The organism is Priestia megaterium (genome assembly GCF_023824195.1).
GTDB classification, from domain to species: domain Bacteria; phylum Bacillota; class Bacilli; order Bacillales; family Bacillaceae_H; genus Priestia; species Priestia megaterium_D.
Map to the genome: position 1 here is coordinate 18,782 of NZ_CP085444.1, position 26,219 is coordinate 45,000.

Below are 26,219 nucleotides of genomic sequence, written 5' to 3' on the forward strand. Positions count from 1 at the left end.
ATATTACCTCCTGCTTACTATCATGTTGTCGAAACCCGAATTGGTTCCAATTGTTTCTTCAACTTTTGGAAAGGCAGGTTGCCATGCTTCATACTCCGTAATATGAATAAAATCAAGACCCGCATGCCCTAACTGACCAAAGATGATTTCAGCATCTCTTTCTTTTCCTGCCCACTTGTGATTATAATCATTTACCTTTCCTTGTGAAATCCGAATACCAATGGTAAAATGCTCTCCAACAGCCTCGCGAACTGCCTTAGAAACGTCAACCAATAATCGGACTCTATTTTCAGTAGAACCACCATATTCATCTATACGTTTATTAGTATAGTCAGTAAGAAACTGGTCAAGTAGGTAACCATTGGCTCCATGAATTTCAACTCCATCAAATCCAGCAGCTTTTGCATGTTTAGCCGTATTAACAAACCCGTTTTTTACTTCTTTGATTTCTTCTTTCGTTGCTTCCCTTGGCGTCCGGTATAGGCCTTTCCCTTCATAAAACTCCATTTGTTTTCCTTTGGGTTGCACAGCCGATGGTCCAATTGTTTCTTGAATAAAACGATTCCCTTGTGAAAGGGCTCCCGCATGCATTATTTGTGCAAATATTTTAGCACCTGCTTGCTGGACAGAATCGACGACCTTTTTCCATGCATGTGTTTGTTCTTCATTAATAAGACCTGGATTATTAAAATATCCTTGACTATGTTTATCATCAGTATAAATCGCTTCCGTAATAATAAGTCCAAATCCTCCATGTGCAAATGAAGTATAGTATGATACCATCTGATTGGTTGCCACACCTTCAAAAGTTGCGCTTGCGCGTGCCATTGGAGCAACCCCTATTCGGTTATTTAATGTTATATTGCCTAATGTAACATTTTTAAATAATAGTTTTGGATCGGTCATTGTTAAAGCTCCTTTCTTCTTAAAAAAGCTTTAGGCTATTTAATTTAAAAACATCTTAAAAGTCTTAATTAAAATAATATTAAATCATTCTTAAGCAGTCCATGTCACCAATAAACTGGTTAATTCAATTATTAAGTTTAATTATCTCCTCTAAGGCACAATCTCCTTTCCTGCTTAAAGACTAAAGACTACTCTTCTTTTAAATAGTTAAAGAGCCTATCAATTTCCTAATTTACGTTATAACCAACTATTTTTTTGTATGTATAGAATATATGATTTTGTAGCTCTTAAAAAAGCTACCCTTGTCCTTTTGGTTAGCAAACTTTAAAATCTGAAATAATTCCTGTAATATATCCCATTTTCAATCTCTATCTCATATCTAAGTCTTGTTTGTCTTTTGTAAAGTTCATCAGACAAATAGTTAAATTCCTCTTCTGTGATATCCTCGTTTATTAAATCTTCAAATAATTCATCTAGATGTTGAGTTACTTCTTGAAGTTCTCGTTCTTTCAACAGAATTCACCTTTCAAATGTTGTTTTATTCTCTTTCCTTTCCTATTTTCCGAAATATTCTCTACTTCGTCTATACATCCTTCATACTGTATTTTTGTTCCTGGAATTCCTTCTTTTTTCACCTTTTGTGCATGCTCAGGTAAAACAACTTAGTTAGTCAATTAGTTAGATATTTAATAGAATCATTACAAAAATATTTGGGGTTCAGAGAAAAAAGTTCTTTTTTAAGATGGGGTATAGAAAGATATATATTAGAAAGGAGGTGACCTGTTAAGCTTTAGCGAATTAAGGAAAGGAAACAAATAGAGAAGGAGGACTTAATAGTGAAAGAATTAGTCATTAATGATGTTGTATTTGATGTAAAATATCTTACTACGTCTACAGTAAACAAAGAAGAAGTGGGACTTGAAAAAAGAATTATTAATAATGGAAAAATGACTAAGGGAAGAGATCAAATTAAGTTTTCATTTTCTGTTTTAGGTAAACAAGATTATCAATTATATGATTCCTTTTTTGAGAATACTCATTATACTGTCGTGATTCCTGAAACGAGTGAAAGATTTATAGCTCATAGTGTTTCGCATAGTACATTTTATCAAGGAGCTGAAGTAGCAGATGACACAGAAGTGGTATTTAAAGTTACACTTACCAAATAAAGAAATCGTCTGTGTTTCAGCTCACAATGTAACTTTTTTAAAGGACTTTCTTAAGGATATCATCGAGCTTGATTAAGTGCTATTTATAAGAAACGCCTGTACGCTGTACGCCTATAATGTTTTTTAAGGGGAGATCTTAGTGAATACATGTAGTGGCTTTGCAATAATTTGCTTAAATGATAAAGACGAGGTATTAATGGTCTCCCAAGAGAAACCCAACATGCCAACGTGTTGGTCTGTTCCTTCTGGTGCTATCGAAGGATATGAAAGGCTCGAAGATTGTTGTATTCGAGAAGTATGGAATCAAACGGGTTATCAAGTAGAGATAGTAAAAAAAATACACGAGAATAGGTCTACTACCTATAATGTTGATGTTCACATGACCTATTTTGAGGTTGAAATATTAGCTGGAGAAAAGAAAGTCCCGACTGTAGACTCATATTTCTGGCAACCTATATCTAAAATTAATCATTTAAACCTATTATTTGAAGATGAGCGTGAAGTCGTACTAAATTATATAAAAAAGAAAAAACAATTCACTTAATCTTGCTCAAGGATATTATTTTACCCCTATACAGGTGCATGGAGGTCTGTTGTCTTTTGAAAAAACTATAAACATATATAGAGGGGAAGATAAATAATTGGTTAATACAACACTTAATTTAATAAAAATTGTCATGCATACTACTATGAGGAATAACTTAGTCTTTATGAATCATTACCTTAATTCGAGGGACATTTTGTTATCTAGATCTAAGAGACCATAAAGTATATTATTTATATCCTCCATTTGGAGCGTCGGCGTACGTTTTACTTACCAATACGGTATATGATGAAGATACGACAGCAAATGGACCTGCAATGGGAGGCCTGAGCCGATGTGTCTTGAAAGGGACTCGCACGGTTCTTAGGGGAGGCAGGGGCAGCGATGCTCCTAACTTACCCGACTGAACTAAAAAAAGAAAACCCCTTACATTTGAGAGATTTTCTTTTTTTAGATATTAGGGGTGTAATTGCTTATCACTTACATATCATTTAATATTTTTGTAGATATTCATTATAACCTATCCAGTCATTTCGATAAAGTATAAATGAAAGCGATTACGAAATATTTAAATTGAGGTAGCTTTCTATTTTTCCTTCTTACATACGGTTCTGGTGCAAAAAATCAATCTAACTTGCAATTAATCTCTAAACCTTGGACATACTGATACTAGTACTCTAAAAAAGGGACGTGATCAGTATGGAAAAGCAGAATCTATTTAAGTGGAAACATTATCAGCCGGACATTATTTTACTAACCGCCCGATGGTACCTCCGGTACAACCTTAGTTTTCATGATTTAGTGGAAATGATGGAAGAACGAGGTTTATCAATAGCTCACACTACGATTATGCGTTGGGTTCACCAATATGGACCAGAGTTAGATGAACGCGTGCGACGTCACCTTAAGACAACAAATGATTCTTGGCGAGTGGATGAGACCTATGTGAAAGTGAAAGGAAAATGGATGTACCTCTACCGTGCGGTTGATTCTAAAGGAAATACAATTGATTTTTATTTAAGTAAAACAAGAGATACGAAGGCTGCAAAGCGCTTTTTCAAGAAAGCTTTGCGGTCTTTTCATGTTTCCAAACCCCATGTGATCACAGTAGACAAGAACCCAGCTTATCCTATAACGATTGAAGAATTAAAGAACCAAAAAAAGATGCCTGTAGGCATCCAATTAAGGCAAGTCAAATATCTGAATAACATCATCGAACAGGATCATAGATTTATTAAAAAACGAGTTCGATCTATGTTAGGATTAAAATCTTTTAGCACAGCTACATCCATTCTCTCAGGAATAGAAGCGATGCATATGATAAAAAAAGGACAACTTATCTCACAAGACAAGTCTGTCCAAAATCAAGTGGAGTTCATTCATGAACTATTCAAAATTGCTGATTAAGAATAGATGTATTTAACCATTTACATGCTTTCTTTCAGATTGACGTAATCTTTGCACCAGAACCCTAGAAAGAACCTTTTTCGAAAAAAAACCTGGAGCAAATTCAATATATAGGTAGTTTGGCAACCGACTTTGCTATTTTAATTGATACGAAGATATTCGACGAATGAAGGGACGTTAATAATGAATAGAAATATGACAAATCATTTAGCTTTTATAGACAAAATAAAGGATACGGCATCCATACTACCTTCTACAGATATAATTAAGTTTATAAAAATATTGGGCGAAGCCTATAATGAAAATCAAATAACTGAACGGGAGATAGAAAAGATTCATGCACAACGTGAAATTCTATTAATTGAAATTAAAAGAAAATATGACTTATACGAAAAAGTTTTCGAACGAATATTTGACGAGCGAAAAATTGCCATACACAAATCATTTGAAGTTATTGACCAGGGATTAGCAACAAGCAATCGTGAGTTAATTAGCACAGGGCTACATAGTTTAAGTCAAATTGTATCTAATAGCCCATTTACTGATTTTAAAAAATTATCAGATGTTCTTGAGAGTAGTAGTATTATAGAAATTTAGAAAGAAGTTATATAGGCAGTTCAAGAAAACATATGGAAGGGATTAAGTGTAGCAATTGCAAATTAAATATGCTGTTTCCTTTTCTATAATTAAATCCATCTAACTACTATGCCATAGTTTTGATACTGTAACTTTTAAGAATGTAAAAAGATACACACACCGTGGGGGTGCTACTTAATATTTAATTATTACCCGATTTTTCACATATCTTGATTTGTTCCTATAATCAAACTTATGGTGCGACAAGAAGTCGCTTTTATATAGTGTGGTTTACGCCACTGGTTTAGACGCAAAAACTATCCCCGTCCAAAACTGCGGGCCTGGTAACGGGCTCGTGGGTTGCATGCGGAAATGCGGAAACAGAGAGTCAGTGCACGACTCGGAACACTGCTAGGGGAAGATGAGTATGGTGAACATTAGTGAAGGTTTGTAAGCTTCGTAAGTGTTAGCTCAGGATAGTGCACAGATTTGCTTGGGTATTGGCAAGAGGAAAAGCAGATTCATAATGCTGCTGTGAGGCGTCCCGTATCTTGCCCGGAGTAAAGAACCCACCTAACCTCGTCGTATCTATAAGATGCGGAACTTGGTAAGCCCTTTGTCATCTGTGTAAACAGTAGGATGACTGTAAAGTCAAACGATGTGATAGAGGGTAAAGGATACGAGAGAAAGCGAATGCCGTTACCTCGAAAGAGAACAGGAAAGCAGGAAACTGTATAACTGGACGGATACTATCGTCCTTACGGACAAACCCATGATAGGCCCGAAAGGGAGCCTACTTCTCGTTGGTCTCTCGTAGGAACATAAGGTTGTGGCTATCTTCTGACGAAAGAAACGTACTGTTATGTATACCTCCACTTGGAGCGTCGGCGTACGTTTTAACTTACCGTTATGGTATGTGATGAAGATACGACAGCAAATGGACCTGCAATGGGAGGCTTGAGCCGATGTGTCTTGAAAGGGACTCGCACGGTTCTTAGGGGAGGCGGGGGCAGTGATGCCCCTAACTTACCCGACTAAACTCTAAAGAAAAAAGCTACTCCCTTACCCATGGAAGTAGCTTTTCCTTAGAACATCATACATGAAGAATAGTAGGAATTGGGGTTCCTATCCTCTTAGTTTGCTCTAAAAGTTGCATTTTATTCTTTTATTTTAAGTAAAAAAGAGAACACCAAAGGAATAATAACAAGCCTTCATCATATCGCAAATTTTTGCAATTGATTTGCATAAAAAACAGTCTCGAAGTAAGAGACTGTCATCTTAATCTGCTTACTATAATAAGATTTCTTTATAATTTCTCTATAGAAACTCTTTTCATTAGTCGTTTTAATTTATTTTCTGTATCTGTTTCCTCTACTGGTGTGTAGATACTACACCGTAAATCCATATCCCCTTGAACTTGGAGGGAAGTTAAATTAAATAACATTTTCCCTGCTTTGGCATGTCTAAATTCAATAACCATTTCGGGAGCTTTACTTACTTGGCTTTCATTCCATAAGGCTTGGAATTCTGGATGTAAATGACTCATCTGACTAATAAACTGGTTGTACCATTCATCACCTAAATAGTGTCCATAATAGGTACGGAAAATAGCAAGAAAACCTTTCGCAAAATGCTCCCAATTGACAGCTAATGCTTTCAATTCTTTTCGGGCGAACACTAATTGAATTAGATTTCTTTGATCATTTGGAATTTGTTCGAAATCTAGAAAAACATGAGCTGCTGCGGGGTTCCATCCTACAATATGGCAATGGCGATCTGTCACGATAGTCGGACAATAGGTTAATTCAGCTAGTATTCGCTTTAGAGAAGGGCTAAGCTCTAATTGATCTTTTTTTGGATGAACAATTTCTAACTTTGTTTCTAATGCTAGATCATATAAATAGTCTCTTTCATCGCTATTTAGTTGTAGAGCTGTAGAAATACAATCAAGCACAATAGAAGAAACTTTTATATCTCTTCCTTGCTCTAACCATGTGTACCAAGTGGTACTTACCCCTGCTAATTGTGCAACTTCTTCTCGTCGTAATCCGGGTGTCCTTCTTCGGGTTCCAGCTGGTAACCCAATAGACTCTGGCTTAATTTGAGCACGTTTAGCTTTTAAGAATGTAGACAGGGCCTCAAGCCTAGTTTTATCGTTCATTTTTAAAACTCCTCATCATACAATTTACCCTAGTAGTAGTTATACCAGGATAAACAATCCCTTGTAATAGGATAAAAGGACTGTAAAATACAAGTATATTATTGATTTGGAGTGATGAAAAGTGGAAAGAGTTGTGATTACAGGTATGGGAGTAGTCTCTCCTATAGGAAATAACATCAGAACATTTTGGAACAACCTAATTAAAGGAGAGTCCGGCATCTCCTCTATAGATACATTTGATATTACTGACCATAAGGCAAAAATTGCAGGAATTGTTCGGGATTTTGATGCAGATGAAATTTTAGGAAAGAAAGAAGCAAGGCGTTTAGATCGCTTTTCCCAATTTGCTATAGCTGCAGCTGAACAAGCCTGGGCAGATTCTAAGTTAGATCTCAATCATATAGATCCAGAAAGGTTAGGCGTATACGTAGGTTCAGGTATAGGCGGCATTGAAACCTTAATTGAAAATATTGATGCACTTAGACAGAAAGGGCCAAGGAGAGTCAGTCCAACTCTCGTGCCGGGTATGATTTCTAATGCTGCTGCAGCACAAATTAGCATCAAGTGGGATGCAATGGGCCCTTCTATGTCGCCTGTTTCTGCTTGTGCCATTGGAAATACTGCTATTGGCGAAGCTTTTAGACTTATTCGTTCTGGAGAAGTTGATGCTGTGTTTGCGGGTGGAACAGAGGCTGCTATAACTGACTTGTCAGTAGCCAGTTTTGGGAATGCTACCGCATTATCAACAAGAAATGACGCTCCTACTCAAGCTAGCCGTCCTTTCGATGAAGACCGTGATGGATTTGTCATGTCAGAAGGAGCTGGAATTCTAATTTTAGAATCTCTATCTCATGCTTTGCGTAGAGGAGCAAAAATTCATGCAGAGGTCATTGGATATGGTGCAAGTTCAGACGCACACCATATGGTTGCTACACATCCAGAGGGTAAGGGTGCTTATCTTGCGATGAGGGCAGCCTTAAAAAATGCAAACATATCCCTTGAAGAGATTGATGTTATTAGTGCTCATGCAACAAGTACAAAGGTGGGTGACATCTCTGAAACAAAAGCTATTAAGGAACTGTTTGGGAAACAAGCTTATCAGATTCCAATAACAGCTAATAAATCTATGGTTGGTCACATGTTAGGAGCAGCTGGTGGAGTTGAAGCAATTGCTTTGGCAATGAGCCTTAAAGAGGGCATTGTTCCTCCAACAATTAACTTAGAAAATCCCGATCCATTATGCGATTTAGATTATGTACCAGGTATTGCTCGCCAAGTGAAAATAAATACTGGTTTATCTAATTCCTTTGGATTTGGAGGTCATAATGCAGCTATTGTTTTGAAGAAATACGAGTGAGTATATGGTAAAAAGAGCTGAATGTCAGCTCTTTTTACAGAATAAACTTATTGTGTTATTTTCACTTTAAAAGATTTAAATTTGACTGATTTTAAAGAACCACCTTTAAAACCTAGATCTTTTGACTCGCCCTTTTCATCGAATTCAACTCCTCCACCATCTGTTGGAAGAGCTAAATAAGGAGTAACGGTCAATTCAGTAACATGTGAGTTAATTGGATCAAACTTTTTATTACTCTTAAATACTAGTTTATCTTTCACCATTTGACCTTCTGCCCCACCAGAATGGCTTGCAATCTCCTTCCCATCTTGATCAACTACTCGGAATTCTATATCTCCGGCTCTGCTTAGTTCAAAGTCCTCCCCTTTTTCAGCACTCTCATAAGATATACTCATACCTGTTTTACTTAAGGATAAATCTTCGACCTTAAGAGCAATGCCATCCACATTTTGTGAACGATGGATAGGAATCTTCTTAATATCCGTAATTTTTTTGATTGGATTTGAGAAATACCACGTCTCTCCATTCTTACCATGCAGGATTAATCCAAGATCAAAAGAATTTGGCATATCTTCAGATATGTTTATCTCCTGAATGGCCGTTCGGGTTGTTGCTGATTGAACTTTTTCCCCATATGAACCTGAGAATCCGTCAGGTGATTTTCCATTTATGGTAAAATCCATACCAGCACCAAAATAGTATTCTCCTAATTTTTTTTCTGATTTTATGATATAACCAAGGCTAATGCCATTTTGGTCATATAGAATTTCGTCAAGCGTAACAGATATTCCATTAACAGTTTGTGTCTCTCCGATCTGGCTGGTCAATCCATTTTTTTGAGCTTGTTTCAAACCAACGGAATTAGAATCTGCAAAAACAGAACCGATAATAGGTATTTGAGACAAAGTGCTTGCTAAAGCTGGAGATTGATAGGAAGAAGCAACTAATAGTCCAAAAGCGACTGCCACACTGGACAAAGCATATAAGCCCTTCCGTTTTCTGTTGCTAATTCTATATCTATGCTTATAACTTATCTTGTTGTCCTTCATTTGTTCTTCTGCTTGACCAATGCCTGCTTGAATAGCTGAACGAATCTGTTCTTTTGGGAAATTTTCTACCTGCTCATGAGATTCTTTCATTTAACTTATAGCTCCTTTCTAATTCACTTCTCAATTTTTTCTTTGCTCTACGTAAATACGTTTTTACTGTACTAACTGGTTTTTCCATCACATCCGAAATATCCTGAATGGACAGATCATGGTAGTAAAATAAGATAATAGACGTTTGATAAGATGAATTAAGTTTAGATAATGCCTCACTTAAATGAAAAGATTCAATTTCTTTTTCCTGTTTCTGATCTAACCTCTTTAATAATTCGTGTTCTTCATAAGGAACGATTTGTTCTCGTTTCTTTAATAGCTTGTAACACTCTCGTATAAGAATTCTAAATAACCAAGTTGAAAAATATTCTGGCTTTTGTAGATGACCTATTGCAAGAAATGCTTTACATGCTGTTTCTTGAATAACATCAAGAGCATCTTCCTTTGTTCCAACATACGAAAGGGCCTTATAATAGAGCATTTTCTCTTCTTGGAAAAGTAATTCTTCGAAAGCTCTAGCGTCTCCATTAATTGCTTTTTTTACTGTATGTATATCATGTTTCACAGTGTCATCCCTCCTCTCATTAATTAGAGTCATCCTAACATAGAAAAAGTTTCACTATTCTTCTTTTTTTACAGTATTTTGATTTTACTATCCGTAAAGTGACCAATACCTCTCTTAAAATAAACTATCAAGGGACCTTGGAATCCCTAATCCACTTAATGAAAAAGACAAGCCTATAGGCCAAGCCATAGCATATAAAAACCCATCACTTCTTACATAATTAGCTACCCCTTACCTACTGCAGTAAGGGTTCTTTTTTATTTTTTGAGTGGACAGGCAAGCTTACTGCAGTAGCTACATAGTATCTAAAGAATCATACCTCCATTACCTAATCAGTAGCTAGCTCAGTGGCGCTACCGCGTTAATACAAGCTGTATACGCTTAGTGACGCCCTTCGTGGAATCTGTAAGGGAGCTGAGCCGAAGAGGCGAAGGGGGCGACCGGATGCGTTGAGCTGAAATAATTGATACCTAAAAAGCAAAAAAATTAAATGAGAGAAAGAAGGTACCAACATGAGAAAAACAAAAGGATTGACCTTTCGAAAAATCTTTCCTCCATCTCCCACGAGACCTCGTCCCTTCAAGGCTTATTCCTTTGTTCCATTTAGTCCACTAGCCATGCTTGACCCTACTATTCTTACCATAGGAGGCATTGTATTAGGAATTGCGGTTATTGAACGAATCTTAGAACGCTGGGGTGTCATCGACCTGGTTGATCAATTGGCAAAGGTCATGCGCTTTATTTTACCTGTTGCGTTTTATAGCGCCTTGATTTACTTTTTTGCGACCTTTATGTTTTGAGGAGGAATGTTGGTGTTTGAAAAACTAAAACTGCGTGGCCAATTGATTAAAGCGTTTCGTACAGCAGAGATTTATAGGGTCATAAAGCGTGGAGATCGTACTTCCTATCTGTTTCCGAAAATTCATCAAATTGATAACCATCATACGTACACCCGGTACGTCTTTTCCTTACTAAATGGGATTGATCCTGAGCTTTTAAACAAAAAGAGATGGGCGTTACGCCAAGTATTAGGCAGCAACATCGAAATAAACGGCAGCCTAAAAAACTTTAGTATCACTGTCCACCATAAAAGCTTACCGAAGATACTTACCTACAAGTATGAAACCATTCACCCTCATATAGAGAAAATGGAGCTTCCGGTTTTCATTGGTCAAGATATCTATGGAAACCCCGTTTCATGGGATTTTGCAGATTTAGAAACGTTACTGATTTCTGGCGAAATTGGAGCAGGAAAGAGCAGTCTCATGCGTGTTATCCTCACCACATGGGTGAAATATACATCGCCTGACGATTTGCGATTAGTATTAGTCGATCTCAAACGAGCCGATTTAGGGCTGTTTCATGGGATTGAGCATGTGGATGCGCTTTGTTTTGAGGCAAAGGATATGAGAAAACCTTTTGCTTTATTACGGGCTGAAATGTATCGAAGAGGCGATTTACTGATAGAGCATGGGGTGACGCATATCAGGAGGCTTCCTTTTAAGCTGCCTCGTATCGTTGTGGTAATTGATGAAATGTCTATAGTGAAGAGAGAAACGGATCTTGTAGAAATGATCCAACAGTTTGCCAGCCAAGGTCGTGCGTTAGGTGTTCATACGATTATTGCCATGCAGCGTCCCGATGCCGATTTGTTAAATTCAGCACTAAAAGCAACCTTACGGGTTCGGATCTCTGGCAGGCAGGCCGATGCGATAAATGCGAAAGTAGCCGGAGTAATTGGCGCAGAAGAAATCGATGCCGCAGCTAGGGGACGGATGAAAATTAAGATTGATGAGGTCAAAGAGTTTCAAGCCTTTTTCTTAGATGAAGGAGCTTGTAAGGAAATACTTTCACCTTATAAAACGCTCGTGAAAGATCCTGAACCAGAACTAGAAGTGGTATCACAGTCTATTTTTGGGTTATTAGAGAAGGAGGAGCAGCGATGAGTTTCCGTTTATCTCAACGTGATAAAGACATCATAGCGTTTATTAATCAATTTAGAGCCGTGGATCGAGACTCATTAGTTGACCTATTCTTTAAACAACTGAAATCGCCCGTAAATGCATGTAATAGTGTGATGGTACGTTTATATCGATTAGGGGTAATTGAACGCACACAGCAGTATTCTCCGACCGTCTATTTACCCGTGGATGCAAAGATCAAAAAGAACTCTCAAAAAATATTACATTTCCTTTCTATCTTGGATGTCTATAAACAAATGTGTACGTATAGCACACCTAAACAGGTCATTGTCGAAGATAAGCCCACCGGACGAAAAGGAGGGATTGAACCGGATCTGTTTTGTATTTTTAAAGGATCTCCTTTTTGGATTGAAATACAACGCAATCAGTATTCAGAACAGAAAATGCAAACGAAGATCAATCTCTATGAGGAATTTTTCTTTTCGGATGAATGGAAAGCATTGTATTGGCAGCCTAAGGACCGATCAACGATCTTCCCTTCTGTCATTTTAATTACACCTGTTCGTTATGCTGTATCTTCAGAACATATTCGTCTCATACAAGTAGCAAGTATTCATGAATTGATGGAGAAATATAAGAGTCCTGTCAAACAACAAAAAGAATCGAGAATAAAAAACAATTCTTCTTCTAATGGAATCAAGATAAAGTTAACATAAACTATTTTAGGTTAATCAAAATTTCTAATTTAGTTATCATTAGGAATATAGTAAAGTTTGTAGAAAAGGTACTACTTTACGGAGGATACTTATTTTGTTAATTATAATTAGAAATTCTTTAATAATAGCTGTTTGTCTTTATTTGGCAGGTGTTTTTCTACCTGAAATAATGAATGTAAATGAGACCGTTGCAAAATATTTATTTGTAATACCAGTTGGTATTTGGGGTATTAAGTCAAAGAATAAATGGTGGATTAACCTTATTTCTTTTCTTTTAGCTCTTATTATTCTAATTTTTTCTTTGGATTTATTACCCGAAAGCATGCTGTAAAAGATAAAAGTAAAAAGCTAACTCGTAGAATGAGATAGCTTTTTATTAGGACTGCTAATTATAAAGTACCAAAATATAACCGCAAGTAAACAATAGCACATTTTTGCCGTAATGGATATTTTTGGATGAATCGACATATGTATAAAAGGTAGTCTTTTTATACGCCTTTTCTTCACACACACCTGGAGAAATCACCGTCATATCAAAGGTGTATAAAAAGCTGCATATCCGATTAAAGGCACCCACGAGAGAACCCTTTTCCTGTAAGGGTTCTTTTGCTTTATTACTTCCTTGAAGAGTGTTTATGTAAACTAGATTTGTATATCGTATACATACCTGAATGTTTCTTATTTAGTAAAAGAATGGTGATATAATTATAGAAAGATCTATACAGGGAGTAGGAATATGATGAATCCAAAAGAAAAGCAAAGTTCAAAATTTAGCAATGTGTTTAAATCCTACGAACAATTTTTGAAAAAGATTTTAAATATGTTTTTTACAAGATGATATTTCATACAAAAAGCTTTTAAGAAATATAACTCTTAAAAGCTTTTTTGTTTCCTAGAACTGTGATTATGTTAACTAAAGTTGTATACTTTATACAGCCTAAAGACAGAAAAACTCCCCCAATGCGTTAAGGGGGTTTTTCTGTTTTTAGGAGTTAGCTAAGTGATGATTCATCCATCTTGAGTAGTTTGCTCAAGATGTTATTTATTATTCATTTTTATAATTATTATATGAAAAGAAACAGACTTGTTAGGAAGTCTGCAACTGCAACAAGAAATAAAGCTATTTATATACAACAGGTATTGTATATGATCCAACGAACTTTAGCAGTCTGCCCTGTTGAGGAGATTCTATACTTTATTGATCTTATGTTAACTAAACATGTCTACCATATACAGCGTAAAAACAGAAAAACTACTGACCATGCTCCAGTAGTTTTCTCTATGAATAGTGAGTAATTAGAAGTTGTTTTTGAAATCATATATTGACCTCTGGATTAGTTTGTTCAAGTTAGTAAGAACTTATGTATAGAGAAGAGAAAAACCTACTGTCTATGGGGTCAGTCCCATGTTCAGTAGGTTTTTCTCTTAGCTTATTCATAGCACACAATGAAGGATTGAAAATGAACATCTCTCCATCTTTTCAATAGTGTGCTCAATTAGGATATAAATCATTCACATAAATATTTCACCAGCTATGAAACATTTATGTATAGAAAATGATACATCTTGTATTATTTTTGATACGAGATGTATCAAAAGCAGGCTTAAGCCTGCTCCTATAGCCTTAAAGGCTAATATATAGTTAAGAAAGACATATTAGTTTTTGTGAGGGTTCTTGATGTAGATTTTGAAACTATTTAACAGCTTCTGTCATAGACTGCGTGTTCAACTTTTTCAAGATACTCCTTCTTTGATTCTTAATTGTGCACTCTTCTTTATGGAGAATATCTTGTATTTCTGAGATAGAATGACCATCAATAGAAAGAGCAAAGACTTCTTGTTCTGCTTGAGTTATTTGATTCATAAATACTTTCTATTCCAGGGTTTTACATTCTTTTTCTGCACTCTTTAGCCCAGCAACTTCATCAACTAAATCAGACGCTACACTCAAGATATTTTCAATACCCATTAATAGTTTTTCAATAGTTTTTCGCTTTTATCCATGATAAGGCCCTCCTACTTTTTGAGGGCAACCTATGTTATAATAAAAGTCCGTTACGTACTAAGTTTTGACATGGGGGTGCTTTCCTAGCCGGGAAAGTGCCCTTTTTCATGTTATTTTGTTTGGACTTGGATTGTTTATAATAATGTTTGATCAAGAATCTTGTATATAACAGGATTTTTTTGTTTGATAGTAAACCCATTTCATTGACTAAGAAATAGCTGAGTAATACAATCGTTGGATTTAATTTATCTAACGATTGCTGTTTCGTTGTTGCTATACTAGGATTCGATGAGTTTTTAACGACTTAAATGTTTATCATGAAGAAGGAGAGAATTGAATGGTTACAACAAAAACCCCAAAAAAGGTTGCAGCAAAAGATCTAGAAACTGATACAACAACTCTTGAACAGCTAGCGTATTATCGGATATTAGCCCCACTAAAAGTTAGATCACTCTTATCTCATCTTAATTCAAGTGAAAAGAAATCTATTTCCTTTGATTTCAAAAAAATGAAAAATGAAGATTTAGATCCTTTACGTCACACATTTATAGAAGAGGTAGACAAACAGCAAACACGCTCTACTGAAACATCCGAAAACAAAGAATCTACGCATTACAAAGTAGATCTTGTTAACATGCAAAAGAAAGCTTTTAATTTATATGAAGGGATGATTCACGTATATGGTATCCCAGACGACGGTATTAAGTTACCAGTGGAGGAAGTTAAAATAGATGAGTTAAAAATTGGAAAAAACGAAGTCGTTTATATGAACAGTGAATCCACCCTTGTTACTTACCAAATCATTGAAACAGAGAAGGGATTCAAGGTCGTTATAGAAGATACTTTAACGTTGGATTTTGATAGAAGAAAGAAATCTGGTCTATTCCATCTAGAAAGAGTAAAAAGTCTCGGTTCCTATATGAAATGTTTACGATTAATAAACTATTACATACAGCGCAATAAGTTTCCCTTTCAATCTTTACAGTTATCTGGTGGAACATTAAATTTAAAGGGGCATCTCCAACAAATTGGGGAAGAGATTGAATCCTACAAAGAACTGAGAGATATTTGTACTCAAATTGGAATAAGTGAAAATTATATATTTGATGATAAGGAAGATTTCCCTTCCCTATTCAATGCTATAATCAATATCTTTAAAAATAAACAATATAGCTTACTAAATATTCATCAAGAAAAACTAGAAAAAACGGAGATGATCAATATTGAACTTTCCAAATATGTGAAACTAGCATTAGTGTATGCAGATGGATGTTTCCTTAACCTTTATAGTGAAGAAGCGTTAAAAATAACGAGTAGATATTCGTCTATAACAGATGTAGCTAGTAATCACGGGCAGGATACTGTTGAACCTGTTATGTTATCTGATAATCGGGAAAATCATGACCAAAAAGTAAGCATTTTCGCTTCTCGAAAAATTGAAGAAATGGTGAAAGATACAAACTTTGATTTTGACATAGTAAAATTATCTTTTGCCGATGAACATCATGATATACAAGCTGACTTAACAATTACTAGTTCTTTAGAATATATAGACTTTTACGATAAATCCCATGATGAAAGCTATTTAGAATTTGCTCTTGATCTAAACCAACGATACTTAGCTAAGTATCCAGAAGATGATATTGCAAAGGTTAATATTTATATCATTAAACTCAAGCAAGGCCATGCGTTATCAGAAGAGGAAAAAAATGATCTTTACAACATAACAGAAAGAGCAGAAATGAATAACGAGCAAACAATATGTTTTGCATGTGAAGTTTTGTTGAAAAATAAAGTAAAAGCGAAGAGAATATTTGCTACTCTTACTGGGGAGGAAAAAGAAGAAATCATGGAATTTCCAATTTACCGTTTTTATCAAAATTTGGAGTAGTATGCTCATTTTCTTCTGTATATAGCTTGCTAGTAAACTTTTATAAAAGCTCCTTTTTATAAAGTTCTTTGTCTTTAGTACAATAAATAAGCCCTACTTACCCACAATAGGGCTTATAAATTAAAAAAGTCCTCTACTTTCAGTTTTGGGTCAATTTTTTTTAAGACATTCATAATTTTCTTAATCGTGGTACCTGATGGGATGTAATTTGAATCATTGTAAATCTTGCTAACTGTTTTTCTATCCATCTTAGTTACTTTAACTATTTCCGTTTGATTATAGCCTTTGTTCATTAAGTATTTTCCTAATTTACTCTTTTGGGTTATCTTAGGCATAAGAGCACACTCCTTTTTATAAAGGATTGACACTTTCAAAAAAAATATTCATTTTAGGGAAAAAATTCCGCAATAAAATTTATTTATCACATATAATAAACTATAAAATAAACAATATATAAATATTACTTATGCAGAGTTAGAATAATGTCGATATTTTTGTCATAGTCATATAGCATGAATACAGTTAAGACCGCCTTATACACTGATAAGTAATGGGCGGTCTTTGTTGTGATTATTCCATATATTTGTCAGGTAGGGACTTTCCCCTCATCCAATCGTTCCAAAAAGAAAGTTTAATGTTACCCTTATTTATTTCTTTTAGATTCTGTTTAATTTCTTTTTCAGGAAGAGGATTTGTTTTAACATCCTCGGGAAAAGAACGGTTTCCCGATGGGTCATCTATTAGTTTCAAAGCTTTTTGAAAATCTCGATAAGTAGATGCTATTTTTACTTCCTTCCAAGTTGAACTATTTCTTTCCTTTTGTCCTACATAAACAGGGGAATTTTCCTCATCACGATGGATAAAGACAGGCAGCGTATACTCAATTTCGCCAATAACTAACCAGTTCTTGTTCCATCCCTTTGAAGGGATCCCTTTTTCACTTACAGCAAAATGAACTTGTCCCGCAGGAATTTCTTCATTTCTGTATACGATTAGCGAATTAGCAAAGAGGTCAGCCATATCTAAATCGAAACTCTTTCTCTGATCTTTAAAACTTTCAGGGACAGACGCATTTCCGCCCTTTCGTTCAAAGTGTATTGATACTCCTTTGTAATTGGCTCCCTTGCTATAAACGATGGTAGAAGGAGAATATGTAACGTTGAGTTGATCATTGTGTACATTTGCATCAATATGTGAATCACCTTCAAGCATCCCATAAGAGAGGATTTCTTTCTCATCCTTATCGGGATGGGTTAGAGTCAGTTTATATCCAAAATCAGTAGTAGCTCCACAGTTTGTTTGATGGACTTTCATTACATAGCCACTCTTCATTTCTATCTTCTGAATGACATCATCGCTACATCCAATCTTTTGTACCATTGCAAGTAAGTATTTTCCTCCTAGAAATAGGATAAGGATACCTACAGCGACAGCTAGTAGTATTTTCTTTTTCTTTCTCACGGGTTCCCCTTTTCTGTTCATCAATCCCCAAGCATAAAATGTAATTGCTTTAATAACTAGGCATTGGCACTTTTTAAAACGACATCTTTTTAATTACACATTTTATTACTGAGACTTCTTCAATTGTAGATTTCCTTTATTAAAAATAATAACAGCATTATAAGCTTCGTATAAAGCATACACTGGGTAACAAAAAGCAGTAAATACAATCATTGTAGGTACCTTTTCCACAACGGGAAAGTGACCGGCTAAAAAGTTTTTCACGCTAATACCTAAGTACACCAACAAAGGAATGACAATCACAGCTAGTAACAATAACCACGGCGTCATCTTGGTTTCTTTTAATTTTGCTCGACAATGTGGGCATTTCATTGTAAAAGGACTTGAGAAATCCTCAAAGTGCTCGATTGTAATGGGTTTTTGACACCCTGGACAAGGTGTTGATGTGTTCATATAGGCCTCTCCTTGTAATCGTTTATATTTAGGTTAATATCTGTTATATCGGTTAACAAATCGTAGGAGTCCAGCCCGTTATTCTTATTTTTGATACTCATAGACAACCGGAACTTTGTCCATTTTGACAGTTTTGGCCACGACATAACGACGATAACCATCTTTTAAGACGTTCGATCCTTTTTCAATCGTTAGTGGCTCATCTAGGCGGCCCGTACGCTTCACAAAGTCAATGACCTTTTGTGTTTTTTCAGCGTTTGGTCGTGTCTTTAAGAACGCTTCAGGTACGATAATGTCATCAAAGTTCAACAAATCTTGTGTTCCTTTTGGTTGGTTCGGTAGTGTTTTCTGTTTTGGCTCGGCCTTTTTTTCTTCTGTAGGATCTTGTTGTACCTCCGGCTGAACAGTCTTCGCTTCTTTCTTGTCTTCTTTTGCTGCAGGTTGAGAAGCAGTTATCGGTTTTTCTTCCGGCTTAGTAGCAGCAACTTCTTGTTGTGCGGCAGAAGCTTCTTGTTTATCGTTTGAGTCATTGGTTTCTTTGTCTTTTTTATTCGGGAGAACGGTAATCTGGAAACAGATCACGCCTATTTCACCAGGACATTCATCAATCGGAATATCTAACGTTGGTTCCCCTTGAATTAAGATTTTTTCATGCATAATACTTTTCTTAGTCAGACCAGTTTTATTAAAGGCTTTCTTCGCAACAAATACGGTATACGAAATAAAGGTACTCTTCTTTAATCCTTTAGGCGCAGATGGTGACCCTTTTTCACGCATATCAAAGGCAACGTAGCGATCGTATTCTCGTAGTGGTCCTGTGGCTGATCCGGTTAACGTAATTTTATGTGGCATAATGTTCTCCTCCTGCGTAGATTCTTAGGTACTGTTTATTTAGAACACAGTTCTAAATAAACATATTCTATTAAAACATAAGCTTCTAAGGAATTTCTACTTTTTTAATTAGGAAGCTGTGTCTTCTAACTGGTTATGTTGACGCAAACATTCTTGTTCCTCTGGAGTTAAAGCTTGTCCTAGGTCTTGTTTTACCTGAGCTATCTCCAACAAGCTATACGTAGAACTGTGTTCCTGCAGCAAGTTTTCTTCCTCTGGTGTTAGCTCTTGTCCTAAATCTTGCTTCAACTCAATCATTTCAAGCTTCTGCTCCAACGTAACTTCTGTTTCTTCTGCATTGTCTTTTTGATCTTTTTCAGCTTTTAACCAACCAGGAACCAATTCCTTACGGATAATATGTTTCGGTTTAGCCAATGTTGTTGTTTCACTTTCGTTATGTATAACTTCTTGTTGGTTTGCGTATACTGATGAATAATCCTGCCCTTTAGGGTTTACCCATTCATAGAATTGATTTTTTGCAATTTGATAGATTAATCGACACATATCCCGCAGGGATAAAGAATTGCCTTGTTGATTAGCTTCATGGACATATTTGTCTAATCCCAGGATGGATGTATACGCAATTTCATGTACTTGCTCTTTTTCAATCTCAATCTCTGTATCTCGTTTTACGGCTTTTGCAGCGTTTTGAATGCGAGCATAAAAGTCTTGTAGTTGATGTCCATACTTACCTGCATAGACTTGATTGACTTTTTTAGGCACACCTTTGATATAGGTGAAGGCCTGTGAAACAGACATTAAATGATTATTTATATGATTTACAGGTAAATCAAGGTTAATAAAGGCATCAGGTGATTTATCGGCCTCTAAGCTTGGTGTATCAACGTTTTCAGTGCTTTCTGGATGCGTCACAGGACGTGTCACAGGAGTGGTCATTTCTTCTTGCTGAAGCGTTTGTACACCTGTTGTATCATGAGCAAAAAAGATTTCGTCGCAAATATGATGAAAGTTTTTATGGCTTTTAAGGATAAATACATAACTATCAGGATGAGTACCTGTTGCATCCTCTTTAATGTATCGTGCCACAAGTATAAAGGGTGTCGCCTTTAACGAGCGTACAAAACGAGAAACCGTGCTTTTGGAAACATTAAATTTCTTCATAAGTGTTTCAGAACGGATCGCTTGAATGCCCGTAGCCACTAGGTTATAGATGACGTGATCGAGCATTTCCATTCTCTTTTTAGGAAATTCTTTATGTATAGCTGATTGTTGTTGTTTAAAGTGGGTACGAAGACTTTCTAAAAACTCTTCTTTCTTTTTACGAAGTGTGGACTTGTTGGTCCATAACCATTTGAACCGCCCATTGAAGGTATCTACATCTTTTAGATAACAGGTCAATATTTTTGTCATTTGTTCATCGTCTCCTTTAAGGAACACAAAAAAGACACTGTTTCCCTGGAAAAAGGAAAACAATGCCTTGATTTTGATGAACTAAGCCCTTGAAATAGATGTCAATTTCATATAAAATAAAAACATAAGTTTTATCTTATAGAAAAACTAACTCTATTAACAAGAGACTTCGACAAGTGTTTTCCCTACCGTGATTAGGGTGAACGGTTTAAGAGTGTTGACAGCACTTCTTAAACAGTTGAAGTCTTTTTTCTATTCCGATCCTTTTTGTTAGTTTTATTATAGCGTTAACTAGTCTCATAATTCAATAAAAATTAGCAAAATATATCAAAACGAGTATTTTAGGCTAATCTTTTTCATTTAGATAATAAATAATTTAAAAATTATTCATCTGAAAAACAAAATCTTTCTCTCTACTCTCAATCAGTATGCAAAAGTGCAATTTTTAGTTTCAACAAAAGTGATCTTTCAAACTGGCATTATTTAAAAGAGGCATTGCCCTTAGTTAAGCTGACTTAACTAAGGGCAATGCCTCTTTCATTTTTTATATTTCACTAAAATTAGGTTAATCATTGATTTTGTTTCATATCATACTCTCTTTCAAGTCGATCTACTAAATGTTCACTTATATAATCTTCGATGAAAGCACGTTTTTTATTATAATTTTCTTCCCTTTTAAAACTAAACAGACCAGTTTTCACAGTTGTAGTCTGTTCCTCTTCGGGTAACATACCCCATTTTTCAATTGCTTCTTTTTTTAATTTGTTTCTAATTTTTAATTCGTTTAGACGTTGCTCTTTTTCCAAGATTCTTTGGTTGTTTGTAGTTGTAGGTGTTTCAGGGAGTGCCTTTAGTACATCTTGAAATTGAGATAAAATATTTTGATTTGTTTGTCCACTTTGTTTCATAAATGTTGTTAAAACCTGAACCATAGAATCAATTTTTTCAGTTGCCTCTGCTAATTGTTCTTCTAAATTCAATATTTTCTTCTCAAAAACTGTTTTCATAGGTTCATTCTTTTCTAACATCTCCGATGTTGTTTCTCCATTAAAATGTGAACGGATTTGCTTAATAGAGTAACCATGTTCTTCTTTCAATCTCTTAGCCTCAAGTAACATATCAATTTCTTCTCTTTTGAAACGACGATGACCACCTTGAGTACGAATCCCTTGAATATTAAAGTCCTCTTGATATCTTCGAATTGTTTGATCAGAAAGCCCAGTAAGTTTTATTACTTCACTTAATTTGAATTCTTCCTCAGTTTGTTTCAAATTAACCCCCTCCTCTTCTCAATTATAATAATAATAAATTTGTTGTTATTATAACAGAACTGACATTAAATTTTGAGAGATTTAATGATGGATTTTGTGTTAGATTTACAGGTTCTTTTGCTATTTTTGAGAGAATAGGCAATTCAAAGTCATAGTTTATTATAACAAAGTTCTTAAGAAGACTAAAGAGATGGAATCTAACTATAAATCTGTAGTGAGTAACTGTTAAGTTTGGAATGGGATAGACTAAAGAGATGGAATCTAACTATAAATCTGTAGTGAGTAACTGTTAAGTTTGGAATGGGATAGACTAAAGAGATGGAATCTAACTATAAATCTGTAGTGAGTAACTGTTAAGTTTGGAATGGGATAGACTAAAGAGATGGAATCTAACTATAAATCTGTAGTGAGTAACTGTTAAGTTTGGAATGGGATAGACTAAAGAGATGGAATCTAACTATAAATCTGTAGTAAGTAACTGTTAAGTTTGGAATGGGATAGACTAAAGAGATGGAATCTAACTATAAATCTGTAGTAAGTAACTGTTAAGTTTGGAATGGGATAGACTAAAGAGATGGAATCTAACTATAAATCTGTAGTAAGTAACTGTTAAGTTTGGAATGGGATAGACTAAAGAGATGGAATCTAACTATAAATCTGTAGTAAGTAACTGTTAAGTTTGGAATGGGATAGACTAAAGAAATGGAATCTAACTATAAATCTGTAGTAAGTAACTGTTAAGTTTAACTTGAGTTTGACTAAAGCTGAAAACCTGACTGTGATTCTGTATTTAATTGCTGTTAGGTTTGATTTAGGTTGAACTAAAAGGAATGTGTGATTAAAAAACTATATTTAGTAGATATTATATTCAACTTAAGTTTAACTAAAGTCGAAGAAACTAACTATAAATCTATAGTAGGTGATTTTTGGATGTAAGGTTAATTGGGATTTTAATATTTCTTTAACTCTTAGAAGGATGAAAATGTCGACGATCAAACGCATGACATTATTAAGGTTTCTTTGCGAAAAGAAGCGAACAAATGGGTGTTTTATAGTATCGAAGAATTGAAAACAGAAATCATGAAATGAGGTGGAACAGGTGGCATTTAAGAAGCAATTGGAAGACTATCGGTTTAATTTAAGTCGCAATCGATCATGGAAGTATACAGCTGTTTTAATCTTTTTCTTTATTGGTTTTTCATCCTTACTGACATCAAAATTTTATTTGCAAATAGAAGATCCTTTGTACCATACCAAAACCTATGAGGTGGTTTCTTCCAACATTACAGGAACCGTCACTATTGAAAAGCTTGTGTATCATCGGGCTTCAAGTTCACTGGATATGGTCATCAAACTAGATCAAACAGATGAAGAAAAGGTAAGCTTCCTTGCACAAGAAAAAGCGAATCCAAACGTGAAATTACCTGTTCAATTATTGTATGAAGATGATGGATATTACGTTGTCAGGATCAACGCTTTATCTCCAAACTGGGAAGTACTAGCATTTGATCTGTATCAAGAAAATGAAGAAAAAGAAACGGTAAACGTGGATGATGTGACGAGTGATTCAGAAACAGGTTCAACAGAGAAAATAGATGCTCATGCGTTAATTACAACGCTCTATTCTGACCAACGAAAACGAAAAACGAAAAGTGAAGAAGGAAAAGGAATCAAAAACAAACAAGAATATGCACTTTTGGTCAATGAGTTGGAAAAAGATTTTGCCAAAAAGAAAATGAAAAACTATGAAAAAGCAATCACGGTAGAAACGAAACATAAACGTCAAACGCAACAGGAAATGAATGAATTACAACGTGATATGAAGTACCAAGTGGAGGAGGAAAAAGCAGATACGGAATCAAAACTTGCGATGAAAAAGGATGCCATTCAATCAAGTGATGAAAGCATTCAGCTCCATGAAGATGAACAAAAAGGTTTACAAGAAAAGCTCCAAAAATTGAATGAAAAGCAACAAGATTTAGCCATGAAGTGAAAAAACAGAGGGGGACGTAAAGGAGACATTGGGATTTTAAAGGGGGACGTGAAAGGGACGTACACCAAAAAAAGGGGACGCAAAGGGGACATTTAGCGACTTTCTTTGATATCACGGTTTTGCTAGGCTTTGCCTAGCCTATCACACCCTGTGATAGCAAAAACCCCTTATGCTCTTCTCTCTTTTGAAGTGGGGACTCACAATTTACAGGAAAGGAACGAATATGATGGATATGTTTTTACGAAATATAGATCCAATTGCCATTAAAAAATAAATGGAATTGAAAAATAAAAAAGATTTCTCGCTAAGATTTCTTTAAAAGTCGACTTAAAAAGGTGGAGGTATTGAGAGAGAAAAAGTATTAGGACAAAAGGAAAAAGAGAAATTATAAAATGGATTTACAAAATCTTTTGCACGGAATAATGGAGCACAATCTACAAAAAAAGAATTGTAGCACAAGAAATGGAACGTTAAAAAAAGCAAAAGTTTGAAAGCGAAATGAAGGCAGAAGAGTCTTCTTTTTTTATATTAGGAAGGGAGAAGAAGAGAAGAAGAAGCAAGATAACCAGCGAATTAAGATTTGATTATTATTAACAAGTACTATAACAAGCTAGCTTATTTTCATAATGGTTATATGGAAATCGTTGATCAAGTTAAAACAACGGGAGAATTTTATGCTCATGAAGTTACAGGTGAAAAAGAGAACATGGGATTTTTTGTTTGTCCTTCTTGTCTGGTAAGAGTACATTATAAAAAAGACCACTTCTTTTTACGTGAACATTAGGCAAGTTGTACATATGTAAAGGGTCAGTTGGATAAAAAATATAGGTGAATAAAAGAGAAAGCCAGACTAGTTAAAACCAGTCTGGCCTCTTAAGATAACATGTGCATTGAAATCGAAAGATATTTGGATTATAGCATATTCCAGTTGTCCGTAGAAGGATAGGCTGAAAATTTCCGTATTTAATAGAAAGTCCGGACTAATTAAAATAAAAAAGGTGCTTTCCCTTAGGAAAAGCACCTTTTTTCGAAATTAAAGTATTGGTTAAACGTATTATAACATGTTTTGCTCCAAAAAGGTAGGGGGATTCTGTCATAACCAAAGTGCGAAACGTAGACAAATACGCATTGATCATAGCTAGGATATTCTGATGTGCAGTTTTAAAATGTTGAAAAAGCACCTCTGAACGGGTGCTGTGAATTAAGCTAGTTCATCGTTCTGGTTTTTTAGGAACTTACTTTCTAACTCTAATTGTTTCATTCGTCGTTGTAATCCTAAATTCTCTAAGTCTTGTTCTAACTCAGAAAATAAGTCAGTTCGTTCTTTAGCATTTCCCCTTAGTTTTCTAGTAGTTGCCAACCGCTTTTGTTCTTTTGAATCCATATTAACAGCCCCTTCCTTGTGACTTGCTAGATTCGACATGGCAGATGAAACATCCTGTAAAAAGACACTTATCTAGAAATGCGACAGCAGTACAATACAAAAAAACATCCGTTTAGATAGGATGTTTTTATTCTACTCTTATTTCGTTTTCATCTAGCCTGCTCCTGTCGAGCTTCAATTTTTTCTTCAATCTTTTCCATGACCTTTTTATCTTCTAGTATTTTATGTCTGTTTTCATTGACGAGGTTTTGAAAAGAGGGTTTTAACTTTCTCATAAGGGCACTTCTTTCTTACTGTTAAGTTTAGTCCGTAGACAAGTATGATTATAACCGTTAAATGAAATAAAGCAATTATTTGCTATCATAAAATGAAGAGTGGAATCCTTATTCTTATAATAGTCAACTTAAGAAGAGTAAGGTAGCTACAATAGTACATACCTTTTGTATTAGGGTTCTATTTCCGTTATTTGCTATCAATACGTCTATATGGTACACTACCGTTAACTTATTTTTGTTCGGTATAGGATTGAGAGAAGAAAAAACCCTAAACAGAAGTTTTTATCTTGAAATAGTATGATTGAGCAAGAGTGGTAATACATTTGTGGAGTATTCCACAGCAGGAGGCAACATTATGACACAAGGTACAGTAAAATGGTTTAATGCAGACAAAGGTTTCGGTTTCATTGAAGTCGAAGGCGGAGACGATGTATTCGTTCATTTCAGTGCTATTCAAGGTGAAGGTTTCAAATCATTAGAAGAAGGTCAAAAAGTTACTTTTGATATCGAGCAAGGTCAACGTGGAGCACAAGCTGCTAACGTTCACAAAGCATAATCAAAAGTGATAAAAAAGACTCCTATGAAGGAGTCTTTTTTTATGGTCTTATAATTAGAAAGCCATGATTTATCTAATATTAGTTCAATAGAAAACCCAGGCTTTAAAAAAAGCCTGGGTTTTAGTCAAGACGATCGATACAAGGTTAACTAGTTATAACATAAAATAAAGATATAAAGCAAATGTAATTATATTAACAAGTATTTGTAACTAAGATAAATATCAGTAAGTTTTTTGATCTTTTT

General features: G+C 35.1%; 25 protein-coding genes and 1 pseudogene. 12 read left to right on the forward strand and 14 right to left on the reverse strand.

Annotation, left to right across the window (positions count from 1 at the left end; translation table 11 throughout):
- Positions 1–42 precede the first annotated feature (42 nt).
- Together LIS78_RS27820 and LIS78_RS27825 are read right to left on the reverse strand one after the other, a co-directional pair.
- Positions 43–906 (reverse strand): annotated as a pseudogene (locus tag LIS78_RS27820) (NADH:flavin oxidoreductase); the annotation flags it as partial.
- Between the two features lie 324 nt (positions 907–1,230).
- Complete coding sequence (locus tag LIS78_RS27825) at positions 1,231–1,419, reverse strand: hypothetical protein (protein ID WP_252285481.1); 189 nt, start codon at positions 1,417–1,419, stop codon at positions 1,231–1,233.
- Positions 1,420–1,742: 323 nt separating this feature from the next.
- On the opposite strand from LIS78_RS27825, the gene LIS78_RS27830 reads away from it, so the two are divergent.
- The 4 genes from LIS78_RS27830 to LIS78_RS27845 all read left to right on the forward strand — a co-directional run bounded on the left by LIS78_RS27830 (position 1,743) and on the right by LIS78_RS27845 (position 4,623).
- Complete coding sequence (locus LIS78_RS27830) at positions 1,743–2,075, forward strand: hypothetical protein (protein WP_209152269.1); 333 nt, start codon at positions 1,743–1,745, stop codon at positions 2,073–2,075.
- Positions 2,076–2,214: 139 nt separating this feature from the next.
- Entirely contained in the window at positions 2,215–2,619 is a 405-nt protein-coding gene (locus tag LIS78_RS27835; protein WP_209152268.1) for an NUDIX hydrolase, read from the forward strand.
- 699 nt (positions 2,620–3,318) lie between these two features.
- Positions 3,319–4,026, forward strand: a complete 708-nt coding sequence (locus LIS78_RS27840) for an IS6 family transposase (protein WP_252285482.1) — start codon at positions 3,319–3,321, stop codon at positions 4,024–4,026.
- A 183-nt stretch (positions 4,027–4,209) separates the two neighbouring features.
- On the forward strand, positions 4,210–4,623 hold the full coding sequence (locus tag LIS78_RS27845) for a hypothetical protein (RefSeq protein WP_209152266.1): 414 nt from the start codon (positions 4,210–4,212) through the stop codon (positions 4,621–4,623).
- A gap of 1,285 nt (positions 4,624–5,908) precedes the next feature.
- On the opposite strand, the gene LIS78_RS27850 is transcribed toward LIS78_RS27845, so the two are convergent.
- Positions 5,909–6,763, reverse strand: coding sequence for a helix-turn-helix transcriptional regulator (locus tag LIS78_RS27850; RefSeq protein WP_209152265.1), 855 nt, complete (start codon positions 6,761–6,763; stop codon positions 5,909–5,911).
- A 121-nt stretch (positions 6,764–6,884) separates the two neighbouring features.
- On the opposite strand from LIS78_RS27850, the gene fabF reads away from it, so the two are divergent.
- The gene (gene fabF / locus LIS78_RS27855) at positions 6,885–8,120 is read left to right on the forward strand and encodes a beta-ketoacyl-ACP synthase II (protein WP_252285483.1); all 1,236 of its coding nucleotides are present in this window, start codon (positions 6,885–6,887) and stop codon (positions 8,118–8,120) included.
- Positions 8,121–8,167: 47 nt separating this feature from the next.
- Here the strand turns inward: fabF and LIS78_RS27860 are convergent, their stop codons facing one another.
- Together LIS78_RS27860 and LIS78_RS27865 are read right to left on the reverse strand one after the other, a co-directional pair.
- A complete protein-coding gene (locus tag LIS78_RS27860; protein WP_209152348.1) occupies positions 8,168–9,259 on the reverse strand; it encodes a DUF4179 domain-containing protein in 1,092 nt (363 codons plus the stop codon).
- A complete protein-coding gene (locus tag LIS78_RS27865; protein WP_245210764.1) occupies positions 9,243–9,785 on the reverse strand; it encodes a sigma-70 family RNA polymerase sigma factor in 543 nt (180 codons plus the stop codon). The genes LIS78_RS27860 and LIS78_RS27865 overlap by 17 nt, the downstream gene beginning before the upstream one ends.
- 512 nt (positions 9,786–10,297) lie before the next feature.
- Here LIS78_RS27865 and LIS78_RS27870 point away from each other — a divergent pair.
- From LIS78_RS27870 to LIS78_RS27885, 4 genes are all read left to right on the forward strand, one after another.
- Entirely contained in the window at positions 10,298–10,585 is a 288-nt protein-coding gene (locus LIS78_RS27870; protein ID WP_252285484.1) for a hypothetical protein, read from the forward strand.
- A gap of 6 nt (positions 10,586–10,591) precedes the next feature.
- A complete protein-coding gene (locus LIS78_RS27875; protein ID WP_252285485.1) occupies positions 10,592–11,731 on the forward strand; it encodes an FtsK/SpoIIIE domain-containing protein in 1,140 nt (379 codons plus the stop codon).
- Entirely contained in the window at positions 11,728–12,423 is a 696-nt protein-coding gene (locus LIS78_RS27880) for a hypothetical protein (RefSeq protein WP_209152344.1), read from the forward strand. Before LIS78_RS27875 ends, LIS78_RS27880 begins: the two co-directional genes overlap by 4 nt.
- Before the next feature lie 94 nt (positions 12,424–12,517).
- Positions 12,518–12,754, forward strand: coding sequence for a hypothetical protein (locus LIS78_RS27885; protein ID WP_252285486.1), 237 nt, complete (start codon positions 12,518–12,520; stop codon positions 12,752–12,754).
- Between the two features lie 1,362 nt (positions 12,755–14,116).
- On the opposite strand, the gene LIS78_RS27890 is transcribed toward LIS78_RS27885, so the two are convergent.
- Complete coding sequence (locus LIS78_RS27890) at positions 14,117–14,287, reverse strand: helix-turn-helix transcriptional regulator (RefSeq protein ID WP_081113383.1); 171 nt, start codon at positions 14,285–14,287, stop codon at positions 14,117–14,119.
- Between the two features lie 478 nt (positions 14,288–14,765).
- On the opposite strand from LIS78_RS27890, the gene LIS78_RS27895 reads away from it, so the two are divergent.
- On the forward strand, positions 14,766–16,319 hold the full coding sequence (locus LIS78_RS27895; protein WP_252285487.1) for a DUF4365 domain-containing protein: 1,554 nt from the start codon (positions 14,766–14,768) through the stop codon (positions 16,317–16,319).
- A gap of 113 nt (positions 16,320–16,432) precedes the next feature.
- Here LIS78_RS27895 and LIS78_RS27900 read toward each other — a convergent pair whose 3' ends face one another.
- From LIS78_RS27900 to LIS78_RS27925, 6 genes are all read right to left on the reverse strand, one after another.
- Positions 16,433–16,654 (reverse strand): helix-turn-helix domain-containing protein, encoded by a 222-nt coding sequence (locus LIS78_RS27900; RefSeq protein ID WP_053487940.1) that lies wholly within the window; start codon positions 16,652–16,654, stop codon positions 16,433–16,435.
- Between the two features lie 235 nt (positions 16,655–16,889).
- Positions 16,890–17,780 (reverse strand): hypothetical protein, encoded by an 891-nt coding sequence (locus tag LIS78_RS27905; RefSeq protein ID WP_209152340.1) that lies wholly within the window; start codon positions 17,778–17,780, stop codon positions 16,890–16,892.
- 105 nt (positions 17,781–17,885) lie between these two features.
- Positions 17,886–18,233 carry a hypothetical protein gene (locus LIS78_RS27910; RefSeq protein ID WP_209152339.1) on the reverse strand — a complete coding sequence of 116 codons (348 nt, stop codon included), beginning with the start codon at positions 18,231–18,233 and terminating at the stop codon, positions 17,886–17,888.
- 84 nt (positions 18,234–18,317) lie between these two features.
- Complete coding sequence (locus LIS78_RS27915) at positions 18,318–19,085, reverse strand: ParB N-terminal domain-containing protein (protein ID WP_252285488.1); 768 nt, start codon at positions 19,083–19,085, stop codon at positions 18,318–18,320.
- A 108-nt stretch (positions 19,086–19,193) separates the two neighbouring features.
- Positions 19,194–20,495 (reverse strand): replication protein, encoded by a 1,302-nt coding sequence (locus tag LIS78_RS27920; protein ID WP_252285489.1) that lies wholly within the window; start codon positions 20,493–20,495, stop codon positions 19,194–19,196.
- Positions 20,496–21,064: 569 nt separating this feature from the next.
- Entirely contained in the window at positions 21,065–21,766 is a 702-nt protein-coding gene (locus tag LIS78_RS27925) for a helix-turn-helix domain-containing protein (protein ID WP_252285490.1), read from the reverse strand.
- A 1,099-nt stretch (positions 21,767–22,865) separates the two neighbouring features.
- Here LIS78_RS27925 and LIS78_RS27930 point away from each other — a divergent pair.
- Positions 22,866–23,759 (forward strand): hypothetical protein, encoded by an 894-nt coding sequence (locus tag LIS78_RS27930; RefSeq protein WP_252285491.1) that lies wholly within the window; start codon positions 22,866–22,868, stop codon positions 23,757–23,759.
- 1,201 nt (positions 23,760–24,960) lie between these two features.
- Here the strand turns inward: LIS78_RS27930 and LIS78_RS27935 are convergent.
- Positions 24,961–25,143: a hypothetical protein gene (locus LIS78_RS27935; RefSeq protein ID WP_097813104.1), complete on the reverse strand. Its 183-nt coding sequence runs from the start codon at positions 25,141–25,143 to the stop codon at positions 24,961–24,963.
- 149 nt (positions 25,144–25,292) lie between these two features.
- On the reverse strand, positions 25,293–25,418 hold the full coding sequence (locus tag LIS78_RS31550) for an FbpB family small basic protein (RefSeq protein ID WP_286676977.1): 126 nt from the start codon (positions 25,416–25,418) through the stop codon (positions 25,293–25,295).
- A 355-nt stretch (positions 25,419–25,773) separates the two neighbouring features.
- On the opposite strand from LIS78_RS31550, the gene LIS78_RS27940 reads away from it, so the two are divergent.
- Positions 25,774–25,974 (forward strand): cold-shock protein, encoded by a 201-nt coding sequence (locus LIS78_RS27940; protein WP_045295226.1) that lies wholly within the window; start codon positions 25,774–25,776, stop codon positions 25,972–25,974.
- The last annotated feature ends 245 nt before the right edge of the window (positions 25,975–26,219 follow it).

Coding starts and splice junctions, on each gene's coding strand:
- LIS78_RS27840 (WP_252285482.1), top strand. CDS start 3,319: ATGGAAAAGCAGAATCTATTTAAGTGGAAACATTATCAGCCGGACATT.
- LIS78_RS27845 (WP_209152266.1), top strand. CDS start 4,210: ATGAATAGAAATATGACAAATCATTTAGCTTTTATAGACAAAATAAAG.
- LIS78_RS27850 (WP_209152265.1), bottom strand. CDS start 6,763: ATGAACGATAAAACTAGGCTTGAGGCCCTGTCTACATTCTTAAAAGCT.
- LIS78_RS27860 (WP_209152348.1), bottom strand. CDS start 9,259: ATGAAAGAATCTCATGAGCAGGTAGAAAATTTCCCAAAAGAACAGATT.
- LIS78_RS27870 (WP_252285484.1), top strand. CDS start 10,298: ATGAGAAAAACAAAAGGATTGACCTTTCGAAAAATCTTTCCTCCATCT.
- LIS78_RS27875 (WP_252285485.1), top strand. CDS start 10,592: ATGTTGGTGTTTGAAAAACTAAAACTGCGTGGCCAATTGATTAAAGCG.
- LIS78_RS27880 (WP_209152344.1), top strand. CDS start 11,728: ATGAGTTTCCGTTTATCTCAACGTGATAAAGACATCATAGCGTTTATT.
- LIS78_RS27890 (WP_081113383.1), bottom strand. CDS start 14,287: ATGAATCAAATAACTCAAGCAGAACAAGAAGTCTTTGCTCTTTCTATT.
- LIS78_RS27895 (WP_252285487.1), top strand. CDS start 14,766: ATGGTTACAACAAAAACCCCAAAAAAGGTTGCAGCAAAAGATCTAGAA.
- LIS78_RS27900 (WP_053487940.1), bottom strand. CDS start 16,654: ATGCCTAAGATAACCCAAAAGAGTAAATTAGGAAAATACTTAATGAAC.
- LIS78_RS27910 (WP_209152339.1), bottom strand. CDS start 18,233: ATGAACACATCAACACCTTGTCCAGGGTGTCAAAAACCCATTACAATC.
- LIS78_RS27915 (WP_252285488.1), bottom strand. CDS start 19,085: ATGCCACATAAAATTACGTTAACCGGATCAGCCACAGGACCACTACGA.
- LIS78_RS27920 (WP_252285489.1), bottom strand. CDS start 20,495: ATGACAAAAATATTGACCTGTTATCTAAAAGATGTAGATACCTTCAAT.
- LIS78_RS27935 (WP_097813104.1), bottom strand. CDS start 25,143: ATGGATTCAAAAGAACAAAAGCGGTTGGCAACTACTAGAAAACTAAGG.
- LIS78_RS31550 (WP_286676977.1), bottom strand. CDS start 25,418: ATGAGAAAGTTAAAACCCTCTTTTCAAAACCTCGTCAATGAAAACAGA.
- LIS78_RS27940 (WP_045295226.1), top strand. CDS start 25,774: ATGACACAAGGTACAGTAAAATGGTTTAATGCAGACAAAGGTTTCGGT.